The following is a 10,013-nucleotide window of genomic DNA, read 5'->3' on the forward strand; positions in this document are numbered from 1 at the left end:
CCCGTCGATCAGTAGCCCGACGATCCCTCGGACTTCACCGGCCGCAACGAGCTCATGATCTTCTTGATGGTGGAGTCCGGGACCTCGTCCTTGACGCCCTTGGCGGAGTAGAGCACCCAGGTCGCGAAGTCGCCGTTGACGTCCGTGTAGGTGACGGTGACCGCCTTGCCGTCCGTGACGCACTTGTCGGTCTTCTTGACGCCGGTGACCGTCGCCGTGGACGTGTAGCCCTTGAGCCCGTGCTCGCTCTTGAACGGCTTGGCGTCGGTGACCTTGCGGGTGCCGGTCTGCTTCTGGTCGAAGGCGGCGAAGACCCAGTTCTCGGCCTCGATCTTGGCGGCGGAGGCCTCGGTCTTGGCGCCCTGCGCGCCCTTGGTGCCGACCCCGGCGATGCCGCTGGTCTCGTCCTCGCCGTCCTTGCCCTTGACCGTGCAGGCGTTTTCCTTGTACTTGGCCGGGGCGGACATGATGACGAGCGGGTTGCCCTTGTCGTCCTCGAAGCCGATGCTCAGGTCCGGCTTCTTCACCGACCAGTTCGCGGGCACGTCGAAGGCATCGTGCCGCTTGGGGCTGACGACCGTCTGCCAGCCGGGTATCACCGGCTTCACCGCGGCCGCGCCGCCACCCGCGCGCGGGTTGTCCTCGTCACCGGCGGAGGGGTCCTCGGCCGGGGCGGAGGAGGCGGAGGACGAGGAGGCGGCGGGCTTCTTGTCGTCCTTGGCCTGGTCGTCCTTGCCGTCCTCCTGGTTCAGGACGACGGCGCCGGTGATCACGGCCGCCGCGACGACGGCGATCGCGGCGACGATGGCGATGGTCGCCGTGCGCTTCTTCTGCGGCGGCTGCGGTGCCCCGGCCGGTCCGGGGGGCGCATTCCAGCCGTGTGCGGGCTGGTTCTGCGGCGGTCCGTAACCCTGCTGCGGTCCCGGCTGCTGTCCCCCCTGGCCGGGGTAGCCCGGCTGTGGCTGCTGATACGGATTCGGCTGCTGATAGCCCGGTTGCTGGTACGGGTTGGGCTGTTGGTACCCCGGTTGCTGATAGGGGTTCTGATCCTGCGGGTTCTGCTCGCCCCCGGGCGGCTGCTGTCCTGGCCACATGGCCGATAACGATAGAGGGGGCCACCGACAGCGGCTACGGCCGCCCCATTCCCGAATTTGCTACTCGATGGTAACTTTCGGTGCATGTCAGAGACGCTGCCGTCCATCGGCGACATGCTCGCCGCCACCGTGCCCATGGTCCGGACCCTGAACCTGGAGTTCGCCGAGACGTCGGCCGAGCGCGCCGTGGTCCGCCTGCCCGACCAGTCCGACTTCCACAACCACGTCGGCGGACCGCATGCGGGGGCGATGTTCACCCTGGGTGAATCCGCGTCCGGCGCGGTCGTGCTCGCCGCCTTCGGCGACCAGCTCCAGCGCGCCGTGCCGCTGGCCGTGCGCGCCGAGATCGACTACAAGAAGCTCGCCAAGGGGCCGGTCACCGCGACCGCCAGGATCGGCCGTCCGGCGGCCGAGGTGCTGGCCGGACTCGACGCGGGCGAGCGCCCCGAATTCCCGGTGCGGGTCGAGATCACCCGCGAGGACGGAGCGGTCACCGGGGAGATGTCCATCACCTGGACGCTGCGGCCCAAGGGCTGAGCCCCGGCCGCCCCGCCCCCGTACGGGCCCCCGACCCTCCCCCGTACGGCCCCGCCTCCCCCTCGTACGGGGTCGTCCGGCGAGCCGATGTGGCCAGGACCACCCATCGTGGAATGTGGCGGACGCGCCGATTGAGTACGCTTCCAAAAGCGCGCTCGATCGGGCGTGCGCCGACGATGGATCGGCATATGGGAGGGAACCGGCGTTGCACATCGAGGAATGGCTCGCGACCGTACCCGCGATCAGTGTGTATCTGCTCGTCGGCCTGGTCATCGGCCTCGAAAGCCTGGGCATCCCGCTCCCCGGAGAGATCATCCTCATCACCGCCGCGCTGCTGGCGGCGTCGCAGGACCACATCGACCCGTACATCCTCGGGGCCTGCGCCATCGCGGGTGCCGTGATCGGCGACTCCATCGGGTATCTCATCGGCCGCAAGGGCGGTAAGCCCCTGCTCGAATGGCTGGGGCGTAAATTCCCCAAGCACTTCAGCGCCGAGCATGTGGCGACCGCCGAGCGGTCCTTCCAGAAGTGGGGCATGTGGGCGGTCTTCGTGGGCCGCTTCATCGCCCTGCTGCGCATCTTCGCGGGCCCGCTCGCGGGTGTGCTGCGCATGCCGTACTGGAAGTTCGCCATCGCCAACGTGCTCGGCGGCATCGTGTGGGCGGGCGGCACCACGGCGGTCATCTACTCGGTCGGCAAGGTCGCCGAGGACTGGCTGAAGCGCTTCTCCTACCTCGGGCTCGTGGCCGCGCTGGCCTTCGGCCTCGGCTCGATGCTGGTGATGAAGTGGCGCACGAAGAAGGCCCAGCAGAAGGCCCAGGAGGGGGCCGTCCGGCAGTCGGTGGCGGCCGAGGCGGCCGAGCCGGAGCCCGTCCCGGCCGCCGAGTAGCCGCTGCCGCCGAGTAGCCGCTGCCGCCGAGTAGCCGCTGCCGAGCAGCGGCTTTACGTCAGCCGTCCTGACCGGCCCGCTCCTCCGTCGCAGCGCGGTGGTGGCGGGCCAGTTCCACATAGCCCTCGGCGTTCAGCCGGACGTGCTCCCGCTCCTCCTCGGTCAGCTCGCGCCTGACCTTCGCCGGAACTCCCGCGACCAGTGAGCCCGGCGGCACCCGCATCCCCTGCGGCACCAGCGCCTGGGCGGCGATCAGCGAGCCCGCGCCGATGTGTGCGCCGTTCAGCACGGTGGCGCCCATGCCGACCAGGACGTCGTCCTCGACGGTGCAGCCGTGCAGCACCGCGTTGTGCCCCACGGTCACGCGCTCGCCGACGCTGGCCGGGAAGCCGGGGTCGGCGTGCACGGTGCAGTTGTCCTGGATGTTGCTCTGCGCGCCCACGCTGATCGACTCGGCGTCGCCGCGCAGCACGGCGTGGTACCAGACGCTCGCCCCCGCGGCCACCGACACATCGCCGATCACCACGGAGGTCGGGGCGGTGAACGCCTCCGGGTCGACCTTCGGCTCCTTGCCGCCCACTCCCGCGATCAGTGCCCGCTCCGCCACTGCCGTCTCCTTCGGTCGGTCCGTCTCTGCCGTCCCCGGCACGTTAGCCCGCCGTCAGCAGCACGGTGCCCACCAGGGCGAGCCCGGCGCCGGTCGCCTGCACCGCGCGCAGCCGCTCGCCCAGCAGCCCGCGGGCGGCGAGGGCGGTCACCACCGGGTACAGCGAGGCGAGGACGGCGGCGATGGTGACCGGCCCGTGGTGGGCGGCCAGGTTGTACGTACCGTTGGCGGCGACGTCGGCCAGCCCCACGAGGGCGAGCGCGGGAAGCGACGCCGCGACGACGCGCGGTCCGCCCTCGGGCAGCGCGCGGGTGCCGCGCCGTACGGAGATCAGCAGCGCGCTGCCGCCGACCACCACGTTGCACACCCGCTGCACGAACAGCGCCAGGAACAGCCCGGTCAGGGTGGAGGACGCCTCGGCGATCAGTGCCATCACCGAGCCGAAGCCCAGCGCGGCGACCAGGGTGAGCAGTAGTGTCTGCCGCTGTACGGGGGCTCCGCCGGTCTGCGGCCCGCCCGCCAGGACCACCCCGGCCACCGCCACCACGACCCCGGCCAGCTGGAGCAGTCCGGGCCGCTCGCCGAGCACGACCGCGACCGCGAGCGGCACCATGACCCCGCCCAGCGCGCCGAGCGGGGAGACGACGCCCATCGGGCCGAGCGCGAGCGCCCGGTAGAAGCTGAGCATGGCGGCCGGGCCCACCACACCCGCCGCCGCGGCGAACCACAGCTGCGGCCCGGCCTCGGACCAGCCACCGGTGGCCACCACGATCGCGCCGAGCACGGTCACCGCGATGATCTGCGAGACGACGACCACCGTGAGCGCGGGGGTGCGCCGGGTGAGCAGCCCTCCGCCGAAGTCGGCCAGCCCCCACATGAGGCTGGTGGCCAGAGCGAAGAGTGCGGACATGGGGAGACCTCGCCGTACAGTGTGATGGACGCTGGAGTACACCCCACCGTAGTTCACTTTGTTCGACTATGCCATTCACGATAGTGGACGGCCCGGAATGGACGGGATGCCGTGACGGACCTGGATCAGCTCACGCAGTCGCTCGCCCGCAATCTCAAGCGCTGGCGCAACGAACGCGGCTTCACCCTCGACGCCCTCGCCGCCCGGGCCGGGGTCAGCCGGGGAATGATCATCCAGATCGAGCAGGCCCGTACGAACCCCAGCGTCGGCATCACCGTGAAGCTCGCCGACGCGCTCGGCGTGAGCATCACCACGCTGCTCGACTACGAGCAGGGGCCGCAGGTGACCTTCGTCCCCGCCGACCAGGCCGTGCGGATGTGGTCCACCGAGGCGGGCAGCTACACCGCGCTGCTGGTGGGCACCGAGGCGCAAGGCCCGCTGGAGATGTGGGAGTGGCGGCTGATGCCCGGCGACGGCAGCACCTCCGATCCGCATCCGGCCGGGACCTTCGAGCTGCTGCGGGTGACCCAGGGGGAGCTGACCCTGGTCGTCGGGGACCGGACGTACACCGTACCGACCGGCACCTCGGCGGCTTTCGAGGCCGACGCCCCGCACACGTACCGCAACGACGGGGACGTACCGGTGGAGATGACCATGGCGGTGTCGGTGCCGCCCGCCCGCTGAGCCGAGGGCCGCGCACCCCGGAAACCTGGGCCTGCGCACCCCGTCCGGCCTGCTAGCTTGAGCCGCATGCCTACCCCGATGGATGCCTTCGACGAGGTCCGTCCCGCCGTGGAATGCCTGGACCTGCTGACCGCCCCGGTCGCCGACGCGCTGCGCGACTGGCGCGGCACCGAACCGGTGGAGCAGGTGCTGTACGTGGACACCGACCCCGAGAAGGCCGACACGGCCGTGCTGGTGGAGAACTACGGCTCCTGGCTGCTGGAGCAGTCTGCCAACTGCGTGGTGGTGGCCGGGAAGCGGGGCGGCGAGACCACGCTCGCCGCCTGCCTGGTCCTCGCCCACACCCGGGCCGACGTCAACGGGGTCGTACGCCGCCATCTGGGCGCCCGCAAGGCGTCGTTCGCGCCGATCGAGACGGCCACCGGGGAGAGCGCCATGGAGTTCGGCGGCATCACCCCGATCGGGCTGCCCGCCGACTGGCCGCTGCTGCTGGACGCCGCCGTCGCCGACATCCCGTACGCGCTCATCGGCAGCGGCAGCCGCCGGGGCAAGCTCATCGTGCCGGGCAAGGTGCTGGCCGGGCTGCCGGGCGCGGTCGTGCTGGAGGGACTGGGCACGTAGCGCCGGTCAGCCGCGGCGCCGGGACAGGTCCAGGGACAGGGCGATGGAGTGCTCGGCGAAGCCCAGGCTCCGGTACAGCTCCTCTGCGTCCTCCGTGGCGTGCAGATCGACGCGGGTGACGCCCTGCCCGGTGAACCAGTCGAGCAGCGCCTCGGTGGTGGCGCGGGCGTAACCGCGGCCGCGGTAGCGGAGGTCGGTGCACACGTTGAAGACGAATCCGAAGCGTCCCGTGGGGTGGGCGGGCGCGGGCATCCGCTCCTCCACCCGCCCCACCGCGCACGCCGCCAGATGCGCGGCGCCGGGCTCGTCCCCGTCCACGACGAAGCTCGTCTTCGTGCCGAGCTTGCGGCCGTCGACGACGCGCTTCGCGAAGCTGGAATCGACTACCCGACCGGCGCCCGGGGCGTGCGGGATCTGGCAAACCTCCTCAAGAGTGCGCGTGAAAGGGGCGCATGATCTGCCCTTCCTGCGCCCGAGCAGTCGACGAGCGACGCCCCGAGGACCACGCGAAGTACGTCGGCTCCGGATGTACGTGTCAGCATCGCCCCGTGAGCAACAGCCAGACCTGAAGACCGCAACACAAACAGCCCCCGACCGGGACCACCCGGGGGGGGGCTTTTTGCATTCCGGATCAGTCCGCCAGCCCTGATCGCTTCGCCATGACCAGCAGCTCCGGCCGACTCCGCTGATGAAGCGTCCACAACACTCGCAACACTTCCCGTGCCATCGGGTGGATCTCCGCCATCTGCGGAGCCACCCGGTGAGCCTGTGTCAAGGCTTCCTCCGCTCCCGCCAGATCCTTTATTGCCAGACGAGCGCGGGCAGCGTCGATAGCCAGCCGACCAACTCGCGACGGCTTGAGCCCCGGGGGAGGAGACGCCAGCAGCGGAGCCGCCACCTCGGCGGCCTTGTCCGGTGCGTTCAGTTCGATCTGGGCAGCGAGTTCGTACAACGATGTGTTGCCCGGTCCGAAGGTCAGATTGTGCTGGAGGACGTCGGGCCCGTTGATCTGCTCAGCCAACGACTTCGCTCGACGTACGTGGTCCGCGGTGGCGTTCGCATCCTCGTGGCGGGACGCCAGGACGATGCCGCGGAGATGGAGCGAACCAAGGTGAACGACGTGCTCCAGGCCGTCGCCCGGGGCCGACTCATACCGGACGATGGCCCGCTCAATGATGGCGAGCCCATCGGCGTATTCGCCCGCAGACTGGTACGTACCCGCCTCGTTCCACGCAGCAGCAGCTTCGGCCGCCGGGTTCCACGTCTGTTGAGACGCCCACGTTTGACGGCTGACGATCATGTCCGCCAGATCCGGCTGACGGAACCTATGCGCCACGGCATACGCACAGCTGTACACATCAGCTACCTGCCCCCACGCCACGGCGTCACCATCCGACGACATGGCCGTCGCTGTCACCTGCCCAAGCAACGTGGGAAGGAGCTGCAGCAGCTCTACGTAGCGCGTATCGGCTCGGAGTTCCGCAGCCGTCGCAAGAGATGCCGCCAGCTCGTCGAGGGGAGGGACGTCCTCTCGCGGCAGGGTGTGACGGCGAACCACCGTGCGAAGCCCGTTCAGCAGCTCGTGTTGCGTGGACGGCTCGACGAACGGGTCGCCGTAGATGCGCGCCGTCGTCACGTTCATGGCAGACGCCGCCGACGCCACGAGCGGGGGAGTGGCAGGACGTAGGCCTGTCTCGATCTTGCTCAGGTACGAGAGCGAGATCCCCATCCGACGCGCTAGAGCTGACTGATTGATGCCGCGCGACTTCCGCAAGACCGCGATGTTCTCGCCCGCTGACGGTGTGCTGTGCATGACTACAGATTCGCATGTGAACGGCCGTACGTCCGCCCCTCCAGGCGGACCTGACGCCTCGTTGTGCAACTTTTGTGTTAACTGATCATAGTTTCCCCGCAGTTACCTAGTTACACACGGCAACGACGACCGGGAGCCACGATATGAACGACGTGAACGACGAGCTGCCCACCATCGCATTCATCTACGACCGCGAGGAGACGACGCAGACGGCCCTGTTGAGCGAGCGGATCGCCACATGCCGGGTGTACGCCGCCCGCATGGGTTGGCAGGTAGCCGGGCAATGGGTCGACCGCGGAGAAGGCGCCGTGTCCGATCGTCGGCCGTCGTGGCGCGGAATGGACCACGCGATGCCTCTGGAAGGTGAAGGACGCAAGCTTGTCTGCCTCGTCGCGTCGTGGGACCGCATCGCGTTCGACCCCGAGGTGATGATTCATCTTCGGCAACTCGTCAGCGGAGCTGGTGGAACGGTTCTGGCCGTCGACGACGAATATGACGCCGGGCATCGCCCTCTTCCTCCGGCCCTGCGCGAGAAGCAAGAGACACCCGCCCTGGGGGCACCGCAAGCGCCGCAGACGCCGACCCGCGCTTTGCGCTGGCGAGGACAGACGATCGCTCCGGGTGTGACGTTGTTGCCGCACGGAGGCGTCGCATGAACCGGAGTTTCCTGGAGGCGCTGTCGAAGCTGATGACGCAATCCGACGTTGCTGCTCAGGATTTGACGACAACGGGACCTTCCGGCATCGGGCGGCCGATCATGCAGATGGCCGCGAGCGTGTTGTCCGACGAAAACGCTACCGCCGATGATCTTCGCGCTGTAGGCGTGCTGCTGCACTGCACGCTGGGTGACGCGCTACAGACGATCGAAGACTCTCATCGGACGCCGCCCGGGAACGCCGACGTTTCGTCGGCCGACCGTAAACGTCGCGCTACCTGGTTTCCTTCCTTCTCGCGAATTGCGCACAGCAAGAAGGGAGGTGCGGTGGCCAGCGCCGGGAGTCGCTAGCCACCGCGCGGGAGCCTTCGAGCGTCGCTGGGGAGTGACGCGGATAGGTACCGGAGGCTCCCGCATCACGCCCCCTGTCTGTTCGACGCTGGAACGTCGGCGGACAGGATGACGGTCCGGGAGAAATGTACGGCTCCCTCTCGGGCTGTGGCCCCCGTCCCGCTTCCCGGTCGCGTCGAGCGGGGCGGGAGCCGTCCCTCCAAAAGGAAGACCTCGTCCCAAGCACGCGCTTGGAGGCCAGTGCCGGGACGAGGGCCGTGCACCCCCGAACAGAGAGGTAGGCACATGACCAACGGTACAGCCCTGTTGCCCGAGACGGACCGTACAGCGGTCGTCGGCACCGTCCTGAACAACAACCCCGAACTGAGCCCGGACATGGCCGGTCGCATCGTCGACGAGGCGGTGAAGTACCTCGCGGCCGTGGCGGAGTCACGGGAACCGCTCGTCCCGTCCCGCGTCGTTGACGAAGGATGCCACACGCTCATTCTGCACACCCGCGTGTATCGGAAGCTGTGCAACAAGCTCGGTACGTTCGTCCACCACACCCCGGAGCCGCGGGACCCGTCGCGGCACAACCTGGCCGCGATCACGCGCACACAGCGTGCGATCGTCGCCGCGGGATACACCGTGGATGACGCGCTGTGGCTGGCGCCGGAAGACACCTCCATCCCGGTCGCTGCGAGTTGCACGCACAGCCCCGGCGGCCCCGAGGGCAGCTGCACTGGCGACCCGGACGGCGACGGTCCTAGCGGCCCGAATTAAGAACGGCTGACCGACGGTCGATAACTCCGTACCATCGTCACGGGAGGTGGCTATGTCCATACAGTGGGTGAACCCCAATCAAGCGGAGCTGGTGGCGATCGTCAAGAAACTTCAGGGCCCCACGCCCCGTCCGGACAACGCCTGCGGCTGCACTCGTCGGCGTGGCCCGCGGATGACGGCGACAGTGGTCGCTCATGGAGGCGTCGCGTACGCCGTGCCGTGCAACAGGTGCGGAGGCAAGGGCGTCGTCCCGTAGGTCCGCAACTCAAGACCGCCCCGTCCGTGCGCTCCCCACGTGGCGCCGGGCGGGGCTTCTTCATGTCCGCGCAGGTCAGGGGAGCAACCCGTAAGGTGGGGAGTTAAGTTCAATCGCGGGGCAGCGGTCCATCACCATGTCGAGACCCGCCGCACGGGTCCGCTCGTACGCCGCCGGATCGACCACGCCGAGCTGGAACCACACCGCCTTGGCGCCGATCGTCACGGCTTGGTCGGCGATCGGCCCGGCCAGCTCGGAGTTGACGAACACATCGACCACGTCGACCGGGAACGGGATCTCGGCGAGCGTGGCGTACCCGGGCTCGCCGAGCACCGTCTCGGCCTTCGGGTGCACGGGAACGACGCGCTTGCCGTAGCGCTGGAGCACCCCGGCCACGCCGTAGGCCGCACGGGCCTGGTTGTTGGACAGGCCGACGACCGCCCAGGTGTCTCCCAGTCCGTCCAGGATGGTGCGGATCGTCGCTGCGTCGCCGTACATGGTGCCTCCTGCGGGTGCGGTGTCCGGCCTCCTGACGGCGGAAACGGACACCGCGCCCCGGAGATTCCCCGGCGGGGGCGCCGGGGACGGTCGTTCAGGAGGCCGAGTCGGCCGCCATGCGCTCGCGCAGGCTGCGCGGCCTCATGTCGGTCCACACCTCGTCGACGTAGGCCGAGCACTCCTCCTTGGTGCCCTCCTTGCCGACGGTCTGCCAGCCGTCGGGCACGTCGAGGTCGGCGGGCCACAGCGAGTACTGGTCCTCGTCGTTGCGGAGCACCTGGTAGCGGGCGTTGTCGTCCATGTCGTCTCTCCTGTCGTGGGAATCGTTTCGCGGTT

General features: G+C 69.3%; 13 protein-coding genes and 1 pseudogene. 7 read left to right on the top strand and 7 right to left on the bottom strand.

Annotated elements, in window-relative coordinates; translation table 11 throughout:
* Window positions 1-8: 8 nt before the first annotated feature.
* The gene (locus ACH4TL_RS18030) at window positions 9-1,094 is read right to left on the bottom strand and encodes a hypothetical protein (RefSeq protein WP_398315114.1); all 1,086 of its coding nucleotides are present in this window, start codon (window positions 1,092-1,094) and stop codon (window positions 9-11) included.
* An 84-nt stretch (window positions 1,095-1,178) separates the two neighbouring features.
* Between ACH4TL_RS18030 and ACH4TL_RS18035 the strand changes: the two genes are divergently transcribed.
* Window positions 1,179-1,631, top strand: coding sequence for a DUF4442 domain-containing protein (locus ACH4TL_RS18035; RefSeq protein ID WP_398315116.1), 453 nt, complete (start codon window positions 1,179-1,181; stop codon window positions 1,629-1,631).
* Window positions 1,632-1,836: 205 nt separating this feature from the next.
* Window positions 1,837-2,520 carry a DedA family protein gene (locus ACH4TL_RS18040; protein ID WP_398315118.1) on the top strand — a complete coding sequence of 228 codons (684 nt, stop codon included), beginning with the start codon at window positions 1,837-1,839 and terminating at the stop codon, window positions 2,518-2,520.
* A 58-nt stretch (window positions 2,521-2,578) separates the two neighbouring features.
* On the opposite strand, the gene ACH4TL_RS18045 is transcribed toward ACH4TL_RS18040, so the two are convergent.
* On the bottom strand, window positions 2,579-3,127 hold the full coding sequence (locus tag ACH4TL_RS18045; protein ID WP_398315120.1) for a gamma carbonic anhydrase family protein: 549 nt from the start codon (window positions 3,125-3,127) through the stop codon (window positions 2,579-2,581).
* 43 nt (window positions 3,128-3,170) lie between these two features.
* Window positions 3,171-4,037 (bottom strand): EamA family transporter, encoded by an 867-nt coding sequence (locus ACH4TL_RS18050; RefSeq protein ID WP_398315122.1) that lies wholly within the window; start codon window positions 4,035-4,037, stop codon window positions 3,171-3,173.
* A gap of 111 nt (window positions 4,038-4,148) precedes the next feature.
* Here ACH4TL_RS18050 and ACH4TL_RS18055 point away from each other — a divergent pair, with 111 nt between their 5' ends.
* Entirely contained in the window at window positions 4,149-4,721 is a 573-nt protein-coding gene (locus ACH4TL_RS18055) for a helix-turn-helix domain-containing protein (protein WP_398315124.1), read from the top strand.
* Window positions 4,722-4,787: 66 nt separating this feature from the next.
* Complete coding sequence (locus ACH4TL_RS18060) at window positions 4,788-5,342, top strand: YbaK/EbsC family protein (protein WP_398315126.1); 555 nt, start codon at window positions 4,788-4,790, stop codon at window positions 5,340-5,342.
* Window positions 5,343-5,348: 6 nt separating this feature from the next.
* Here ACH4TL_RS18060 and ACH4TL_RS18065 read toward each other — a convergent pair.
* Together ACH4TL_RS18065 and ACH4TL_RS18070 are read right to left on the bottom strand one after the other, a co-directional pair.
* Window positions 5,349-5,669, bottom strand: a pseudogene (locus ACH4TL_RS18065) (GNAT family N-acetyltransferase); the annotation flags it as partial.
* A 304-nt stretch (window positions 5,670-5,973) separates the two neighbouring features.
* On the bottom strand, window positions 5,974-7,155 hold the full coding sequence (locus ACH4TL_RS18070; RefSeq protein WP_398315128.1) for a helix-turn-helix domain-containing protein: 1,182 nt from the start codon (window positions 7,153-7,155) through the stop codon (window positions 5,974-5,976).
* A 143-nt stretch (window positions 7,156-7,298) separates the two neighbouring features.
* Here ACH4TL_RS18070 and ACH4TL_RS18075 point away from each other — a divergent pair, with 143 nt between their 5' ends.
* The 3 genes from ACH4TL_RS18075 to ACH4TL_RS18085 all read left to right on the top strand — a co-directional run bounded on the left by ACH4TL_RS18075 (window position 7,299) and on the right by ACH4TL_RS18085 (window position 8,923).
* The gene (locus ACH4TL_RS18075) at window positions 7,299-7,811 is read left to right on the top strand and encodes a hypothetical protein (RefSeq protein ID WP_398315130.1); all 513 of its coding nucleotides are present in this window, start codon (window positions 7,299-7,301) and stop codon (window positions 7,809-7,811) included.
* The gene (locus ACH4TL_RS18080; protein ID WP_398315132.1) at window positions 7,808-8,161 is read left to right on the top strand and encodes a hypothetical protein; all 354 of its coding nucleotides are present in this window, start codon (window positions 7,808-7,810) and stop codon (window positions 8,159-8,161) included. The genes ACH4TL_RS18075 and ACH4TL_RS18080 overlap by 4 nt, the downstream gene beginning before the upstream one ends.
* A gap of 285 nt (window positions 8,162-8,446) precedes the next feature.
* Window positions 8,447-8,923, top strand: a complete 477-nt coding sequence (locus ACH4TL_RS18085) for a glycine-rich domain-containing protein (RefSeq protein WP_398315134.1) — start codon at window positions 8,447-8,449, stop codon at window positions 8,921-8,923.
* Window positions 8,924-9,254: 331 nt separating this feature from the next.
* On the opposite strand, the gene ACH4TL_RS18090 is transcribed toward ACH4TL_RS18085, so the two are convergent.
* Window positions 9,255-9,677: a CoA-binding protein gene (locus ACH4TL_RS18090; RefSeq protein WP_398315136.1), complete on the bottom strand. Its 423-nt coding sequence runs from the start codon at window positions 9,675-9,677 to the stop codon at window positions 9,255-9,257.
* Between the two features lie 94 nt (window positions 9,678-9,771).
* Window positions 9,772-9,978 (bottom strand): MbtH family protein, encoded by a 207-nt coding sequence (locus ACH4TL_RS18095; RefSeq protein ID WP_398315138.1) that lies wholly within the window; start codon window positions 9,976-9,978, stop codon window positions 9,772-9,774.
* Window positions 9,979-10,013 lie beyond the last annotated feature (35 nt).

Source organism: Streptomyces sp. NPDC021115 (assembly GCF_044333065.1).
Classification (GTDB): domain Bacteria; phylum Actinomycetota; class Actinomycetes; order Streptomycetales; family Streptomycetaceae; genus Streptomyces.

What these genes read in the sequence shown, in the direction of transcription:
- ACH4TL_RS18080 (WP_398315132.1), top strand. Translation starts at nt 7,808, where the DNA reads ATGAACCGGAGTTTCCTGGAGGCGCTGTCGAAGCTGATGACGCAATCC.
- ACH4TL_RS18085 (WP_398315134.1), top strand. Translation starts at nt 8,447, where the DNA reads ATGACCAACGGTACAGCCCTGTTGCCCGAGACGGACCGTACAGCGGTC.
- ACH4TL_RS18095 (WP_398315138.1), bottom strand. Translation starts at nt 9,978, where the DNA reads ATGGACGACAACGCCCGCTACCAGGTGCTCCGCAACGACGAGGACCAG.
- ACH4TL_RS18070 (WP_398315128.1), bottom strand. Translation starts at nt 7,155, where the DNA reads ATGCACAGCACACCGTCAGCGGGCGAGAACATCGCGGTCTTGCGGAAG.
- ACH4TL_RS18090 (WP_398315136.1), bottom strand. Translation starts at nt 9,677, where the DNA reads ATGTACGGCGACGCAGCGACGATCCGCACCATCCTGGACGGACTGGGA.
- ACH4TL_RS18050 (WP_398315122.1), bottom strand. Translation starts at nt 4,037, where the DNA reads ATGTCCGCACTCTTCGCTCTGGCCACCAGCCTCATGTGGGGGCTGGCC.
- ACH4TL_RS18030 (WP_398315114.1), bottom strand. Translation starts at nt 1,094, where the DNA reads ATGTGGCCAGGACAGCAGCCGCCCGGGGGCGAGCAGAACCCGCAGGAT.
- ACH4TL_RS18035 (WP_398315116.1), top strand. Translation starts at nt 1,179, where the DNA reads ATGTCAGAGACGCTGCCGTCCATCGGCGACATGCTCGCCGCCACCGTG.
- ACH4TL_RS18075 (WP_398315130.1), top strand. Translation starts at nt 7,299, where the DNA reads ATGAACGACGTGAACGACGAGCTGCCCACCATCGCATTCATCTACGAC.
- ACH4TL_RS18060 (WP_398315126.1), top strand. Translation starts at nt 4,788, where the DNA reads ATGCCTACCCCGATGGATGCCTTCGACGAGGTCCGTCCCGCCGTGGAA.